The sequence below is a fragment of the Neptunomonas japonica DSM 18939 genome (assembly GCF_000422765.1).
Taxonomy (GTDB): domain Bacteria; phylum Pseudomonadota; class Gammaproteobacteria; order Pseudomonadales; family Balneatricaceae; genus Neptunomonas; species Neptunomonas japonica.
Map to the genome: position 1 here is coordinate 156,506 of NZ_AUGR01000006.1, position 15,317 is coordinate 171,822.

Sequence of the window (15,317 nt, forward strand, 5' to 3'; positions counted from 1 at the left end):
GTTGTTTTTATATGTGCTTAGTTTCACTGAAGTAGTGGTTGCACATATATAACAAAAGCGAAAAACAGTATTACTGAAACGATGAATGTGTAAGGCGTAATTCGGAAGGGCGTTGGTTGAATTGTTCACGAAAACATTTACTAAAGTGGCTCTGTGAACTAAACCCCGTTGCCTGCGAAATATTGGCAATACTTAAGTGCGTTTCTTCAATCATTTTTCGTGCGTGCTGGAGGCGCAGATGAAGATAATATCGACCAGGGCTGGTGTGCTCGTGTTTCTGAAAAGCCGTTTCTAGATTTCGTTGAGTTGTACCTATTTTGTTGGCAACTGTCGAGATTGGGTAGGGGGCACTGATGTGCTTTTCCATTAACTCCACGGCTGCACCCAAACAGGGAGATTTCATGCGAAGGGTTAGGTAGCGGCGGGTCGTTTGCATCTCTTCGCGACTTCGAATTCGTTCCTGTAAAAACTGTTGGGACACATGCTGGGCAAAATCACGACCATGATCTTGGCCAATTAAGTAAAGTAACATATCTAATGTGGCAGTCCCGCCAGCGCTGGTTAGCAGATTATCCGTGATGGTATATAGGTTCTCTTGTAGCATAATGCTGGGATAAAGCTCGGCAAAGGTATTACAGTATTCAGGTACGAGCGTGCAGCTTTTGTCTTGTAATAATCCCGCCTTAGCTAAAATGAAGCTACCGCAGCTTAGTGCAGCTATACGGCCTTTACGACGGGCGATATTTCGCAGTAATGTAAAAAAGCGTGGATTATTGTAATCAGCAACATTTCTGTAACCACAGATAAAAATTAGATCACTCTGTTGGCATGAGTCTATGTCACCATTTGTTTCTATAGGCACGTTATTCGAGCTTTTTATGGCGCTGCCGATATTAAACGGTTCGACTTGGCATATTTGGTATTGATAGAGATCAGAGCCGTTAAGTACGTTTGCAACGCTCAGTGCTTCGATGGCTAACGCAAAGGAGGTGAGGGCAAATCCGGGTAGTAGGACAAAGCTAACCTGTATGACCTTTTTTTCTGCGGTATGCTGTGTGGTGTTCGCGGTCATGTTTTTAACTCTTTAGTTATGTTTAATACAGTTTTATTGAGTTCGATTTTAGTGATGCCGCATGACTTTATTGATTGGTTTGCTGTCGGGCGATGCTGGGTGAAAACCCATAATACTTCTTAAAACAATGGCTGAAATGGCTTGTGCTCAGAAAGCCACAGGCTACTGAAACCGCTATAATGGAATAACTGCTTTGTTCTAGTAATCGCTTAGCGTAGGTTAAGCGTAACTCAAGATAGTAGCGGTACGGTGTGGTGTCTAAATATGTCTGAAACATTCTTTCTATTTGTCGGCGGGACATGCTCACAAAAGATGCCAATTCATCTAAATGTATAGGCTCTTCAAGGTTAGAGCGCATGAGTTCCAGTACGCTTCGCAAAGCATTAGGAAACGCTGGGTTATCACCAGGCTGAGCCAGCACAAGTTCACCATCTTCGGCGATACGGTCACAGCTTAGGATATCTCTAATAGCAAGCACAAGGTCGCTGCCTTGTGTTTTTTCTATCAGTTTTAACATCATTTGCAGAGCGCTAGATGGCGTGGCGCAGCTGATACGTTTATCTTCGATAATTAATGCACTTGTGGAGAGCGTTACTTGGCTGAAGTGCTCCTGTATAAAAGCATGACTATCTGGGTGAACGGCACAATCGCAATTATTAAGCAGGCCTGCATGGGCTAGGTGAACGGCACCATTCCAAATGCCACCAAGCGTGATTCCTTTTTTGTTAGCGACTTTTAGGAACGCCGATAGCCGCGTGTTTTCGTGCAGCGGTGACCTAAAACCGCCGCAAATAATTAAAATATCTAGAGCGCCTTTACCTTCCATAGGTATCTGCTCTAATGTCAGCTGAGCAGATACTTCGATTCCGAGATCGCTAATGACAGAATAGTTATTGGCATCGGCACTAATAGTCTGGTGCGAATACAGTTCATTTACGTTAACAAGGTTGGCAGTGACTAATGTGTCGGCTGCAGCGGTGAATGCTAGCATCGAAAAGTTGTCTGCTAAAATAAAGCCAACGCTAAGGGGGTTATGCATTCGCTCACGAGTTGGTAATGCAACATGTTTTGAGTCCGTAGTAGGGGAGATCAAAAGATGTTTTTGTTGTGTGATAATCATCTTTTTACCTCCTGTCGGTTGAGTTACTTGTCACGGTGTTGGTCATGATTATTTTATGGGTAGATGTGTTATCAGTAGTTATTAGGTACTCATCAGCAGATCAAACAATTGGCTACAGTCATCAGCTTTTTCTAGAAGATCCACAGCAGTGATAATCTTTGCAATTCTTTGCTCACTGAAATTAACTGAAGCCAGTAATCGGAATTTAGCTCTGAGCTCAGCTTGAGTCATTGCTGTATCAGGGTCCCCTTTTGCCTGTGTCACCGGGCTGGTCAGGCTAGAACCGTCTTTTAACTGGATCGTTACTCTAGATAGGATTTCTTGTGGGAATCGTGCTGATAGATCTTGCGCTTCAGTAATTTCAACCAGGCGACTAATCTGAAGAATATCCTCTGCCTGAATCGCATCCCCGGTAACCTCATTCGGGCCAACTTGGCCACGGCTGATTAATGCCGCCAATGGAAATGCTAGGCCATATTGTGCTTCGTCAGCATTTGCTGGGAAGTGCCCTTGTAATCGCATCGATTCATGAAAGGTTTCTACATTTATCGCTTCAATATTGGTTGCTATTATCTCTGGATACTGTGCCATCATCCCAGTAACCGCTGTTAGTGATGGTTGTGCCCAGCGACATACCGGCCAAGGCTTAAAGTACTGTGCGTCTATCTCCCAGCGTTCTCCCAAATCGTTCCAGCAATGACTTATCTTATTATCGGCTACTGTTTCTGCCGGCGCACCCGTAATACCCGCCTGAGCCATCAGCAATGCGTTTATTCCTGCATAGGCGCCAGCACCGTGGGCATCACGTAGCATGGAAGGGGAGTCGACCAAACGCATCATAGGGCAACGTGGTCCAAAGTATTCTGCGATGCCTAGCGCGTGCTGAAATTGCTCCTCATTCATACCTAATAGTCGGGCCCCACCACACACGACTCCTAAGCCTGAAAAAGCACCAGAGGCATGGTATTCAGCGGCTGTATCCATTAATGCAACGCCGGCTCGCAGCCCTGTTTCATAAGCGATAGTGACAGCACTGAGAAACTCCTCACCACTGATATCCCGACCTTGATCACGACAAGCATCTGCGAGTGCTAATAGGGCAGGGACAACCGTAGCTCCGGCGTGTCCTTTGGAGGTGAAGTGACCTTCATGGGCATCTAGGCTGTCGGCACTGAAGCCTCCGGCCCATGCGGCTCCTAGAGGATTAACTTTTCGATCATCAAATAATAGTCGGCAACTCAGCTTTGTCGCAGGGTAATTGTCGGCAGCATAGTTACAGATGTTGATAGTCGTTTGGTTGCTTTTGGCACCGGCAATAACACCGATAATATCCAATAAAGAAGTACTGACCAGATAACGAGTATGTTGTGGGACTTCTCTAAAATGTAAGTTTTGTACAAAGTTATATAGAGACATCGTATGTTCCGATATATCAGAAGAAAATACAGAGGAAAAAAAGGCACCTCAAGGTGCCTTTTTACTGTCAATAATTTGCAGGGCAGATGGACTTATTTAACTGCGCGAGCAGCAGCTAACCAGCTGTCATAACTATCTTGATGAGCCGCAATCCATTCTTGTGCGTGGCGCTTAATGTCTTTCATGGATTTTTCACCATTTTGCATTTTTAGGTTCTGTGCACTTTCATCGCTGGCACTGATCTGCACTAAAGATAAGAATTTAGTCGCTGCAGGATTTTCTTCAGCAAACTCTTTGTTCAGAACTGACTGGATTTGATCGACAGCGAAGCCCAGATTTTTACCATTGAAGCTGGTATTGGCGTCGTTGTTGCCATCTGGTAGGTCTGTATGTGGTACTTCAAGCCAAACCACGTCTTTATTTTCAACCAGCACGCCAGCAATCCACTGTGGTACCCATGTGTAATAAAGAATTGATTGCCCTTCCTTGTAACGAGTAATGGTATCTGCCATCAGTGCGAAGTAAGATCCACGGTTATGGCTAACAGTGTCTTCTAAACCATAAGCTTTCATATGATGATCGATCACTAGCTCACAACCCCAGCCTGGATTACAACCGGTTAGATCTGCTTTGCCGTCGTTATCCGCATCAAATAGCTTGGCAATCTCAGGCTTTTTCAGGTCGGTAATTTGAGTGATGTTGTACTTATCAGCGGTTTTCTTATCGATTAAGTAACCCTGCAATACTCCCGGGATAACGTCACCTGCTTTAACCAGAGTCTCGTCGCCGCCAGCTTTTTTATAGAAGGTTTTATGAAGCTCTTCCCACGCGTGAACACTGAAATCGGCATCTCCATAAGAAAGTGCCAACATCATGGTGGCATATTCAGTTTCTTTAGGCTCTTCAACTTCGTAGCCTAGCGCTTCCAAACCTGCGATCGCAATCTCGCCGCGAAAACGTTCTTCAGCAATGGTCGGGAAAATAGGCGTGATTTCTACGCCTTTACCCGGCATTGCTTCAGCAGAAGCGGTGCTTGTCATGGTTAGGGCTGTTATAGATGCCGCCGCAGTTAGTTTAAAAATAGTCTTAGACAGTTCTTTTAAGCGTGATTGCATCATCGCTAGTTCCTCATTGTGTTTATTTTTAGTGAGTGTTTTAAAGTGCTACTTTTTATCTATTCAATTGCCTTACTTATTTAGATTGCATGGTGCGATAGCTGCGTACTAAAAACCCAACCGGACCTGTTTCGTACCAATGAAGTGTGTTGCTCACACCTGCACGCTCGCCCATGGCTTGAGTCAGACGGTCAAGAAATATTGCCAACAGCACTAGGCCAACGCCACCTACCGTCGCAAGCCCCATGTCTAAGCGCCCGATACCGCGTAATACCATCTGTCCTAAACCACCCACAGCGATCATTGACGCAATGACAACCATCGATAGTGAAAGCATAAGAGTTTGGTTTACACCGGCCATAATGGTGGGTGTTGCCAGCGGTAATTGAACCTTAAGCAGCATCTGACGAGGGGTGCAGCCAAAAGCCCGTGCCGCTTCGATTTTGTCTGCGGGCACTTGGCGAATCCCTAAATTGGTTAGCCGTACAAGGGGTGGCAGGGCGAAAATAATGGTGACCAGAACGCCAGGAACGTTACCGATTCCAAACAGCATAACGACAGGCACTAGATAGACGAATGCAGGCAGTGTCTGCATGGCATCTAGAACCGGGCGAACGACCCGTTCTATTCGATCGCTACGAGCGGAAAGAATACCCAAAGGGATGCCAAATACGACACAGAAAAACAGTGCAGTCAGAACAAGAGACAGTGTTGTCATCGATTCAGACCAGACTCCAATTAAGCCGAGGAAGGTCAGTGTGATGAAACAGAAAACTCCCATTTTCTTACCTGCTAACTGCCAGCCCATTAACGATGATAGGATGATGCCGATAGAGGGAGGAATTGATTGCAGGACTGTTTCTGACAGGTCTAGTACTTGGTCGATTGGCCAGCGGATTGCACGGAAGAAGCCGCGGAAGTTCTGCACCAAGTAATTAAGTATGCTTTCTACCCATTCTCCCAGTGGAATGCTGAGATACTGAAAAGGATCTAACAGGCTAAATTCAGACATTATAATTTACCTTAGTATTATTATTCTTTAACTCAGTTATGGCTTAGCGTTTTCAGCATCAATTCTTTGGATATAACACCGCAAAAGGTGCCATTGCGTTCTATGACAGGGACTGGGTATTCAGAGCTAGCAACTTGCTTTACAACATCGCTAATCATGTCGTCACTGTAAACTGAATGATGCTGGTCGAATTGTTGCTCTATTAATGAGCTGGCGCTTGCTTGTGCATCAATAGAGACAAGCGGAACCACACCTTGCAGCTTATCGCTGTTATCCAGCAGGTAGCCAAATTGGTTGTTTGTCGGGTCAAAAGGTTGAACTGAACCGTTAATGCGAATTTTGCAGGCGCTTTTCTCGCAAGCAATATCACCAGCTTTAAGGATCTTGCTGACATCAACGCCTTTAAAGAAAGTTTCGACATACTCATCGGCAGGGTTGAGCATAATCTCTTTTGGTGTGCCAATCTGAACAACACGTCCGCCCTCCATAATGGCAATACGGTCGCCAATACGAATCGCTTCATCTAAATCGTGTGAGATAAAGACAATAGTGCGAGCCTGCTCCTGCTGTAGGCGAATCAGCTCTCCCTGCATCTCATGGCGGATTAAAGGATCGAGAGCTGAGAAGGCTTCATCCATTAGCAAGATAGTTGGGTCGTTGGTGAGCGCTCTAGCTAGCCCGACGCGTTGCTGCATTCCGCCGGATAGCTGGTGAGGATAACTGTCGCCATGCTCTCCCAATCCCACTTGTTGTAGCGCCTCTTGTGCTCTTAAGTTACGTTCTTTCTTTTCGACGCCGGATACTTCTAAGCCGAATGCTGCGTTTTCTATAACTGACATATGTGGCATGAGAGCAAAGGACTGAAACACCATGCTCATCTCTTTACGGCGTACATCCAGCAGTTCAGCATCCCCAAGTACGGTAATGTCTTTGCCATTGAGTTCGATGCTGCCAGCAGTTGGCTCTATAAGACGGTTCAGCAGGCGAACCATCGTGGATTTTCCAGAGCCGGATAGCCCCATGATAACGAAAATTTCACCTTTCTTAACAGTAAAACTGGCATCAAAAACACCGACGGTCTGACCGGTTCTTTCAAAGATTTCATCTTTATTTGCGCCGTTTCGCAACATCTTCATCGCAGTCTCTGGCTGTTCGCCAAATACTTTGTAGACGTTTTTAATCGACAGAATATCTGTGCTGTCTGTCATGCTACCCTCTGCATTTTTATGATTATTATTGAAGTCTATCGTGGTGACAGTCGTGCCATATCACAACAATATAAGTTTTCTCATGACTGTTGGTATGCCTATTAAGTTAAGTTCTTTGCTCGAAAGCGTCCAACGACATATTTAGCGTAAAAACCATAACTTGTGGTTATTATTAATATGGCTGCGCAACCTACATCTCTCTTTAATAACCTCGGATGCTCATGAAATTGGTTTAGGGCGAATGATTAGCGCAGTTCCTAGAAAGCACAAAAGCAGCGATCAGGACCATCACTCCCCCTAAATAGGCTGATAAATTGAGCTGTTCCCCAATAAGAGATACTGCAATGAGAACCGCCACTATCGGTTCTAGAGTAGAAAGCGTTGATGCACTAGCAGCGCCAATGAGTGGCGAGCCGCTAATAAAAGTAGCGATGGGAAGAATGGTGGCAAACAATGCCAGCCCCAATGTAGCACTCCAGCCGCTTATCGACTGTGGCAGGTGAATGTGCTCGAGTAGACTGGCTATACTTAATGTTAGGACGCATCCGAACAATATTGAGCATGCTGAAGCTAACGGGTTTTCAGGCTTTGCGTTGTGAGAACCATAAATAATAGCGGCGCCATAGCTGATGGCGGCAAAAAGAGCCCAGAGGATACCATTCAAGTCGCCTCTAAACTCAATGCCTGCAGCCAGCATCACACCTGACATTGCTAATGTCATGCTTATCAGTCGTCCTGCTGTGGCGCTCTCTTTGAGAAATAATATTGAGTAGAGAGTGACAAAGGCAGGGAAAGAAAACATCAGAATCACTGCTAAGCTAACAGACGTTGAATGGCTAGCGTTGTAATACCCCAATGCGGCACAGGCATAACCAACACCAATTAACATGCTTTGCAGGAATGGTTTTTTTCTTGGCAAGCGAATTTTCTTAATTTTCAACCAACCCAGTATTAAAAGTGCCGCGATTAAAAAACGCGATATGAGCAACCCTACGGGGTTGGCACCATCGTTGTAGGCGAAGTGAGAGAAGAGTGGTTGCAGGCCGTAACTAATGGCGGCAATCATCACTAAAATAAAACCCTTGCGATAGTCACGCAGATAGCATTGTTTCTGCATTGAATGGTCCTGATAATAGGAGGAAGTGCACAAAAAAGCCTCTGCATGCAGGGCAGGCAGAGGCTTAAGAGAGGAAAGCTTTAGTCGTTAAGCTTTTGTTTCATGGTATCGCAGTACCAGTCTACAAACTGACATACACCGTTCTCAGCGATATCAGAAAATGGCCCTGGAATATATGAGGGCGAGCTGACCCCGCGGAATGTTTCTTCAACCAGTCTCTTGTCTTGGTCGTTAGTTGCTAGCCAAACTTTAGTGAGATTGTCTAGATCATAGTCGACACCTTCAATCGCATCTTTGGGCACTAGCCATTTAGTTGTTACGAGTGTTTGTCCCGAGTTGAGAGGCAGTACGCGAAAGCTCAGGGCAAAGTCACCAAGGAAGTGGTTCCAAGTGGATGGGTAGTTGAAATAAAGAAGGGCGCCAATGTCTTTAACATCGGTATTATCGAGTCGGCCGTTAACAGCGGGCTGCCCATCCATTGTATAGCTGACCGCTTTAGCAGACAGCGGGATCCGTGTCATACGGTACTGGCCATTTGTATCCATTACTAAACGGCTCGGTAATCCTGCTGCTTCGCATTTATCCCAATGTGCTACCAGTTCTGGATCATCATCGCCTCCAACGCCGGCAACCGAGAGATTTTCGACAAATGAATTGAGCAGTTCAGGATGATTGGCGTCGCAGTGGTAGCACTCACGGTTGTTTTCAAAAACCAGTTTCCAGTTTCCGTCTTCTACTAAATTTGCTTCATGAGCTACTTTGCTGTTTTCAAGGTTATGCGGAGCGATAAACGGGCTTACATCTTTGCGGAATTGCTCAAAATCTGGCGCCTGCTCAGCGACACAAATGTATATGTAGCTATTAACGACTTCGCAATGTACGGGCATCAATCCATGGGCATCGTTGTTGAACTTCTCACCCATGTTACCAGCGAACAATAGTTTGCCGTCTAGGCCAAAAGTCCATTTATGGTACGGGCAAACCAGTTTGGCTGTTTTCCCTTTAGCTTCTGAGCAAACGCGAGAGCCGCGGTGACGGCAAGCGTTATGAAATGCTCTGACATTACCGGCGTCATCGCAAACGATAACTACGGGATAGTCACCCACTTGAATCGTCATGTATTGGCCGGCTTTTTCTATCTCGATAGTATGGCCGGCAAAAATCCACTCTTTGTGCCAGATCTGTTCCAGGTCTTGTTGGTACACATCTTCGTCGCGATAAATTTCCCGTGTCAGGGCGTGGCGCGGTTTACGCTGATTGATCAGCTCCAGAGTTTTAATTTTGCTGGTCATTGTGGTGCTCCCAAAACGCTACGCTGCTGTAGTCGCTGTTATTGTTATGCTTATACTGGTCTCGGCAGGTATATTGGCACTATAGTGTTTTCTCACAGTGCAGTGTGTAACTAAAATACCTGCTGACGTTGTTAGTCATTGTTGTGTCGTTGTCAGTGGCGCCAACACAGCATGTAAGGGTATAACTTACAAAATGTAGGCCTACCCAGATTTGAAATTTAGTGTATGGCTGGGGTTGAAACCGGTAAAGCGACTTTTTATTTAGAGAATTGAATACCTGAAGTTATGGTTAAACATGTAGAGCCTGATCAGATCTTAGTAAAAATGCCTTCACTCCGAGCGGTGAAGTCTTTTGTTGCAGCGGCAAAGTATCAAAATTTCACTCGTGCAGCAGAAGCTCTTTGTGTTACGCAAGCGGCTATTAGTCGCCAAATTAGAGAGCTTGAAGCGTCTTTAGGTGTTTCATTGTTTAAACGAGCTGGGCGCGCCGTTGAACTGACAGAGGCGGGTACCATCTTTTATGATGCCGCCTATTTGTCTTTCGTTAACATAGCGCAGGCTGCACAGCGAATTCAGAACAGTGATAAGCGCAAGCAAGAGTTAACTATCTGCTGTTCACCCGCATTCTCAGCTTTTTGGCTTTCGGCACGCTTACCCGGTTTTTTTGCTGCCAATCCGGACATTGATGTTAGTGTTGTGACGACGAATAACTTTCTTCAGATGGAGCCAGGAGTACACCCTGATATTTTCATTAATAAGGTGAGTGATCCCAGAGAAGGGTATCATTCAATTCCGCTATTTTATGATCTTATCTATCCGGTTTGCTCGCCGCTTTATTTAAAGCAAAACCCAGAGATTAATGATCTAGAAGTGTTGCAAAATCAAACCCTGCTTAACCTCAGTCCTTATGGGCGTTCACAAATTGCGGAGCATGTAGATTGGGGCGTTTGGTTTAGCTCCCAAGGGATCGATATTGATATCGGCCTAGGTGGGGATCGTCATGTGTTCAATGCTAATGATTACAATATGCTGATTCAGATGGTGCTTAACCATCAAGGTGTGTGCCTAGGGTGGCATCAACTAGTATCTCCTATGATCGAACAAGGCTGGCTAGTACGTATTGGTGAAGCTGAGGCCGTTTATCGGGAGAAGTCGCACTACCTTACTTATTCTGAAAGTCGCCAAGATAACGAGGCATTTCGTACGTTTAAGGAATGGTTCCTTGGCTGTATTGCTGATGAGCAAACCTCTGTCGTTCCGCTAGAAAAAATAGCTAAAGCAAGCAATTAGACCCTTTGAAATAAATTTCGGCTGTTCTTCTTTGCTTGCTTTCTCGTGGCTAGTTGTTAGGCCAATACTACCGTTCATAATTAGCCGAAACTCATCAGTGCAGTCTCGGTTGTGTTGATGTGTGGTTCTATCCCAAGACCAAAACCGCTCGGCAAACTCAGTTGCCCCTGTTTCACCGAAAGGCCATTGTCCGGATCATAATGGCCGTCGATATAGGGCGCAGCAACCCAGACCCCATCACATAGCTGAGGCTGTATTGTTGCACCAAGCTGCAAGCAGGCGGAAGCAACCAGATCACCCCCCCAGCTGTCATCTGATGTTATGGGTAAACCGGCAACGTGGCATACATCACGGATAGTTCTCATTTTACTGATACCACCCACTCTGCTTTGCTTCATACCAAAGCCATCGGCGGCGTTGTCTGAAATAGCTCGTAACAGTGTGTTTAGATCTTCAATCACTTCATCCAGATAGAGCGGGCGGGCTATGTGCTGGCGAACCGCTAGGCATTGTTCGTATGTCTGACAGGGTTGCTCCATGACAAAGGCCAGCTCTTTACATGCAAGAGACAAGTTAATAGCATCACGCGGTAGTAGCCCACGGTTAGCATCGACGGCCAATGTGCTGCCTGTTGCTAAAACTTCTGAAACCTTATGTACTGCGGCTATATCTTCTTGAAGCTCTCTGCCACCAACCTTGAGTTGAAGTCTGCGAAAGCCTTGTGCTTGTTTTTCTTTGGCAATCTCTGCTGCTTCATCCGGTGAGGTCAGTCCGATTGCATAATAGGAAGGTACCTTTTCCCGAATCGCTCCGCCTAATAAATCACAAATACGCACACCATAGGTTTTCCCGGCAATATCCCAGAGAGCCATATCAATGGCTGACTTTGCGTAGAGGCTACCGCACAGTGCTTGATTCATCACATCATACACACGGTCAATCAATAGAGGATTCATACCGATTAGGTGAGGGCAGATCTCTTGCAGCGCAGCGCGGCCTCCCAACATATGTTGTGGTTGGTAGGCAGGCCCAAGTGGGCAGAACTCGCCATAGCCAATCAAACCGCTATCAGTGGTTATTCTAACGATAGTTGAATCAAGCGTTGTTAACTCTTGAAGGGCCATTTTATAGGGCTTACCCTTAATAGGTAATGGCCGATGAAAGACAGAGATCTCAACGATTTTCATGCATATTCTCCTTAGGCGGTAGTAAGACCAGCTTGCCAATAAATTTCTTAGCCATAAAGTCTTGCTGAGCCTCTGTGATTTTTTGCAGTGGGTATTCATGTGCAACGAGAGGTTTTAATTCATCACGTTCAATATATTGGATCAAATTTTCGAAAACTGACCGGGGTTGGTAAGTACAGCCAAAAAAGCTTAAATCTTTAAGGTATAACGTTCTTACATCTAACTCGACTATTGGGCCTGCTATTGCGCCTGCTACCGTATAGCGTCCACCTCTGCGTAACAGGTCGAGTAGTTCCGCCCACTGATCTCCAGCGACGAGGTCAATCACGACATCCACTGAGTGATGCCCCAGAACATCCGTCATGCTTTCTCCTCGAGGGATGACTATGTCGGCGCCTAGTGCTTTAAGCTGTTCTACCTTTTCTGCGCCACAGATAGCAATGACTTTAGCATGACGCCGTTTAACCAGTTGTACTGCAGCTGATCCAACACCACCCGATGCACCCGTAATGAGTACCGTTTCATTAGCTTTAACGCCAACTCTATCGATCATGTTTTCGGCAGTAGAGTAAGCGCATGGGAATGATGCTAGTTCAGCGTCAGTCAATGAGCTTTGTACCGCAAATGCCTCGCTTGCAGGGGTTTTGGTATATTGTGCAAACCCACCATCACACTCAGACCCATAGGTAATGCAGCTGAACTCACCTTGTGAGGCTGCTGATTGAAGGTTACGTAACAGTACTCTTTCACCGATTCGACCAGGGTTTACTTGCTCACCAACAGCAACAATCTCGCCACAGCAATCAGCTCCTTGAATTCTTGGAAACTCAAGTGGGATACCAGACCAACTAGCGTCATCATCATCGGCTGTTTCAAATCCTTGTGCGGCGCCTGCATTGGTTTGTCCCGTTACGCCTTTTGAGTACCAGCCAATACGGGTATTGATATCAGTATTATTTACCGCGCTGGCGCCTACTCTGATCAGTACTTCTCCTTTATCTGGAGTTGGTACCGCTAAGTCAGTGCGGTATAGCAGTTTTTCAAGACCGCCGTGCCCTGTTAGAACAACGCCTGTCATTTGATCCGGAATTTTATGGGTTGTCATATTACTTACCACGTCTTTATTGAGCGACGATCGCTCGTATGAATGATGAGACCCTAACTTGTGTTCATTTAACAGCGCGTATCAGGTCGTTACATTGGATATGTTGCCTATTACCCTAAAAAAAATGCATACTTCAAGCAAACTAAAAATAGTTAATCAGCAGTTTAGATTTATTGAATAACTAACGATGAGTTTACTTTTATAGACTCGCTAATTATCTGAGAAGGGTAGGCAATGGATCCGTTACTTGATCTTGAGTTATTACGTACATTTGTCATGGTGGTTCGCACCGGAGAACTGAAGAAAGCAGCCAAAGCTATCTACCGTTCACATGCGGCGGTTAGCATGCAGATGAAACGTTTGGAAGAGCAGCTAGGTACTAGTTTGATGGAACGCAGCAACCAAGGCATCCGGTTAACAGAAGCGGGAAAAACCCTACTCAGTTATAGCGAGCAATTTTTAAAATTGAATAATGCGACCTTGTCAGCACTAGCCGAAAAGGACCTTTCAGGACAACTTAGTTTTGGCATCCCAACAGACTATGCTCAGGACTTTCTTAACTTTTTTATGCCGGTACTCACGCAAGAACTGCCCAACCTTGAAGCTAAAATAATCTGCGATCGTAGCCGAAACTTGAGAAAGAAACTGGATGCGGGGGAGCTGGATATTGCCATTGTTGCAGGCGAGGATGAATACCCGGATGAGATGTTACTGTGGAGTGAACGCTTGATATGGTCTGGACCGGCCTGTGCAAGGCTGGAAGAGAAGGAGGAGGTGCCGGTCGCGATACATGAAGATAACTGTATTGTTCGTGATCTATGCTTGGAAGGGCTGAAAAAAGCTAATATTCCATACAAGCAAGTGTTTGGTAGCCCGGTTCTTGAGAACGTTGCAACAGCTGTTCATGCAGGCTTTGCTATATCTCTGTTACCGGAATCATTGCTGATTCTAGATAAAACCAGAATGTTACCCGCGAATATTTTGAACAGTAACCTAGTGCTGAAAATGAATATGATTTACTCATCATCGGTTGATGCACAGGTATTAAAACGAATCTCAGAATGCTTGTTGATCGCCTCTGGTATCCAGAAAAAAACACATTTAACCGACTAAGTCGTTATGTAATCGGTATAGCCGGTAAGCCTGTCCCCATTTATCTTATTAAACCCTCGCTTTGTAATCCTGTATATGCGGAGGTTGCGCTCCCATTTTTTGTGGGTTATCTGGCTCTCATAACCTGAAGTTATGTTTTCTGTGAATAAAAGGTTGATTGTGGAGTCCTGCCCCCCCTCGTTACCATTTTATCAAGCTGTTTTATAAACCAGATGAGTCTCTCTAAGATTTTCTAGTCTCTTAAAACGACCATCAATAACAATGATAACGAAGGTGAGTTAAATGCACTTCGAAGGGATTTATACTCCAGTAATCACACCGTTTAAGGAAGATTACTCTATCGACTATGATGCTTACACAGCTCATGTTCAGTACTTACAGGCGTCTGGCGTTCACGGCTTGATGATCGGCGGTACGACCGGTGAATACTATGTCGAGACTCATGAAGAACGAGTTGCGCTGTTAAAGATCGCTCGTGAGATTTGTGGCGATAGTCTGCAGATTATCTTTGGTACTGGTTCGGTCAATCCAGATGCGTCGTTAAAGTTGGCTGAAGATGCCGCTAAGTATCAGGCGGATGTGATTTTGGTGGCAACTCCGCCTTATTCTTTACCAACACAACGTGAGCTGGCGCTGCATGCGCTAGCCGTGGATCGCGCCGCTGATCTGCCCATAATGTTGTACAACTACCCGGATCGTATGGGCGTCAATATGGAAGAGGAGTTTCTCGACCGTGTGGGGCGTTCTAACAATTTCTGCGGTATCAAAGAAAGCTCCGGTGATATCAATCGCTTGCACATGCTGGCACGTGACTATCCGCATATACAGGTTGCCTGCGGTATGGATGATCAGGCCTTAGAGTTTTTCGCCTGGGGAGCTAAAAGCTGGGTGTGTGCGGGGTCTAACTTCCTGCCGACAGAGCATCTGGCACTGTATAACGCCTGTGTTGTTGAAAATGATTTCAACAAGGGACGTCGCATTATGTCAGCCATGATGCCACTCATGCGGGTATTAGAGCAGGGCGGTAAATTTATTCAGAGCGTTAAGCATGGCGTAACACTGGATGGCCGTGTTTCCGGTCAAGTGCGTAAGCCATTGCGCGGCCTGAATAAGGATGAAAAACAAGCAATGGCTCAAGTAGTCAAAACGCTGAAAACAACCATTGCCGGTATCGCCGCTGAAACGCCAGAAGACACATTTGTGAAGACTATCAAAGCCAACATCAGCAAAACAAAAGCTGAAGTTGCCAGCACACAGGCGGGGGAATAAC

At 45.7% G+C, this 15,317-nt stretch carries 13 protein-coding genes; 3 read left to right on the forward strand and 10 right to left on the reverse strand.

Annotated elements, in window-relative coordinates:
* Positions 1 to 70 precede the first annotated feature (70 nt).
* The 8 genes from G511_RS0106275 to G511_RS0106310 all read right to left on the reverse strand — a co-directional run bounded on the left by G511_RS0106275 (position 71) and on the right by G511_RS0106310 (position 9,352).
* Complete coding sequence (locus G511_RS0106275) at positions 71 to 1,072, reverse strand: GlxA family transcriptional regulator (protein ID WP_036551452.1); 1,002 nt, start codon at positions 1,070 to 1,072, stop codon at positions 71 to 73.
* 67 nt (positions 1,073 to 1,139) lie between these two features.
* On the reverse strand, positions 1,140 to 2,192 hold the full coding sequence (locus tag G511_RS21970; protein WP_051221622.1) for a GlxA family transcriptional regulator: 1,053 nt from the start codon (positions 2,190 to 2,192) through the stop codon (positions 1,140 to 1,142).
* A gap of 81 nt (positions 2,193 to 2,273) precedes the next feature.
* Positions 2,274 to 3,608, reverse strand: a complete 1,335-nt coding sequence (locus tag G511_RS0106285; RefSeq protein WP_028468888.1) for an MmgE/PrpD family protein — start codon at positions 3,606 to 3,608, stop codon at positions 2,274 to 2,276.
* Between the two features lie 92 nt (positions 3,609 to 3,700).
* On the reverse strand, positions 3,701 to 4,726 hold the full coding sequence (gene proX, locus G511_RS0106290; protein ID WP_028468889.1) for a glycine betaine/L-proline ABC transporter substrate-binding protein ProX: 1,026 nt from the start codon (positions 4,724 to 4,726) through the stop codon (positions 3,701 to 3,703).
* 73 nt (positions 4,727 to 4,799) lie between these two features.
* The gene (proW, locus tag G511_RS0106295) at positions 4,800 to 5,735 is read right to left on the reverse strand and encodes a glycine betaine/L-proline ABC transporter permease ProW (RefSeq protein ID WP_028468890.1); all 936 of its coding nucleotides are present in this window, start codon (positions 5,733 to 5,735) and stop codon (positions 4,800 to 4,802) included.
* A gap of 32 nt (positions 5,736 to 5,767) precedes the next feature.
* Positions 5,768 to 6,943 (reverse strand): glycine betaine/L-proline ABC transporter ATP-binding protein ProV, encoded by a 1,176-nt coding sequence (gene proV, locus G511_RS0106300; RefSeq protein WP_028468891.1) that lies wholly within the window; start codon positions 6,941 to 6,943, stop codon positions 5,768 to 5,770.
* A 232-nt stretch (positions 6,944 to 7,175) separates the two neighbouring features.
* Entirely contained in the window at positions 7,176 to 8,060 is an 885-nt protein-coding gene (locus G511_RS0106305) for a DMT family transporter (protein WP_051221624.1), read from the reverse strand.
* 80 nt (positions 8,061 to 8,140) lie between these two features.
* Positions 8,141 to 9,352 (reverse strand): aromatic ring-hydroxylating oxygenase subunit alpha, encoded by a 1,212-nt coding sequence (locus G511_RS0106310; protein ID WP_028468893.1) that lies wholly within the window; start codon positions 9,350 to 9,352, stop codon positions 8,141 to 8,143.
* A gap of 324 nt (positions 9,353 to 9,676) precedes the next feature.
* On the opposite strand from G511_RS0106310, the gene G511_RS21975 reads away from it, so the two are divergent.
* Positions 9,677 to 10,642: a LysR substrate-binding domain-containing protein gene (locus tag G511_RS21975; RefSeq protein ID WP_245573828.1), complete on the forward strand. Its 966-nt coding sequence runs from the start codon at positions 9,677 to 9,679 to the stop codon at positions 10,640 to 10,642.
* An 80-nt stretch (positions 10,643 to 10,722) separates the two neighbouring features.
* Here the strand turns inward: G511_RS21975 and G511_RS21980 are convergent, their stop codons facing one another.
* Together G511_RS21980 and G511_RS0106325 are read right to left on the reverse strand one after the other, a co-directional pair.
* The gene (locus G511_RS21980) at positions 10,723 to 11,829 is read right to left on the reverse strand and encodes a mandelate racemase/muconate lactonizing enzyme family protein (RefSeq protein WP_036551455.1); all 1,107 of its coding nucleotides are present in this window, start codon (positions 11,827 to 11,829) and stop codon (positions 10,723 to 10,725) included.
* Positions 11,816 to 12,934, reverse strand: a complete 1,119-nt coding sequence (locus tag G511_RS0106325) for an alcohol dehydrogenase family protein (RefSeq protein WP_028468894.1) — start codon at positions 12,932 to 12,934, stop codon at positions 11,816 to 11,818. The genes G511_RS21980 and G511_RS0106325 overlap by 14 nt, the downstream gene beginning before the upstream one ends.
* Before the next feature lie 234 nt (positions 12,935 to 13,168).
* Between G511_RS0106325 and G511_RS0106330 the strand changes: the two genes are divergently transcribed.
* Entirely contained in the window at positions 13,169 to 14,047 is an 879-nt protein-coding gene (locus G511_RS0106330) for a LysR family transcriptional regulator (RefSeq protein WP_028468895.1), read from the forward strand.
* Between the two features lie 282 nt (positions 14,048 to 14,329).
* The gene (locus tag G511_RS0106335) at positions 14,330 to 15,316 is read left to right on the forward strand and encodes a dihydrodipicolinate synthase family protein (RefSeq protein WP_028468896.1); all 987 of its coding nucleotides are present in this window, start codon (positions 14,330 to 14,332) and stop codon (positions 15,314 to 15,316) included.
* Position 15,317: the final 1 nt, after the last annotated feature.

What these genes read in the sequence shown, in the direction of transcription:
- G511_RS0106275 (WP_036551452.1), bottom strand. Translation starts at nt 1,072, where the DNA reads ATGACCGCGAACACCACACAGCATACCGCAGAAAAAAAGGTCATACAG.
- G511_RS0106305 (WP_051221624.1), bottom strand. Translation starts at nt 8,060, where the DNA reads ATGCAGAAACAATGCTATCTGCGTGACTATCGCAAGGGTTTTATTTTA.
- G511_RS0106335 (WP_028468896.1), top strand. Translation starts at nt 14,330, where the DNA reads ATGCACTTCGAAGGGATTTATACTCCAGTAATCACACCGTTTAAGGAA.
- G511_RS0106310 (WP_028468893.1), bottom strand. Translation starts at nt 9,352, where the DNA reads ATGACCAGCAAAATTAAAACTCTGGAGCTGATCAATCAGCGTAAACCG.
- G511_RS21975 (WP_245573828.1), top strand. Translation starts at nt 9,677, where the DNA reads ATGCCTTCACTCCGAGCGGTGAAGTCTTTTGTTGCAGCGGCAAAGTAT.
- G511_RS21970 (WP_051221622.1), bottom strand. Translation starts at nt 2,192, where the DNA reads ATGATTATCACACAACAAAAACATCTTTTGATCTCCCCTACTACGGAC.
- G511_RS0106325 (WP_028468894.1), bottom strand. Translation starts at nt 12,934, where the DNA reads ATGACAACCCATAAAATTCCGGATCAAATGACAGGCGTTGTTCTAACA.
- G511_RS0106285 (WP_028468888.1), bottom strand. Translation starts at nt 3,608, where the DNA reads ATGTCTCTATATAACTTTGTACAAAACTTACATTTTAGAGAAGTCCCA.
- G511_RS0106330 (WP_028468895.1), top strand. Translation starts at nt 13,169, where the DNA reads ATGGATCCGTTACTTGATCTTGAGTTATTACGTACATTTGTCATGGTG.
- G511_RS21980 (WP_036551455.1), bottom strand. Translation starts at nt 11,829, where the DNA reads ATGAAAATCGTTGAGATCTCTGTCTTTCATCGGCCATTACCTATTAAG.
- proV (WP_028468891.1), bottom strand. Translation starts at nt 6,943, where the DNA reads ATGACAGACAGCACAGATATTCTGTCGATTAAAAACGTCTACAAAGTA.
- proX (WP_028468889.1), bottom strand. Translation starts at nt 4,726, where the DNA reads ATGATGCAATCACGCTTAAAAGAACTGTCTAAGACTATTTTTAAACTA.
- proW (WP_028468890.1), bottom strand. Translation starts at nt 5,735, where the DNA reads ATGTCTGAATTTAGCCTGTTAGATCCTTTTCAGTATCTCAGCATTCCA.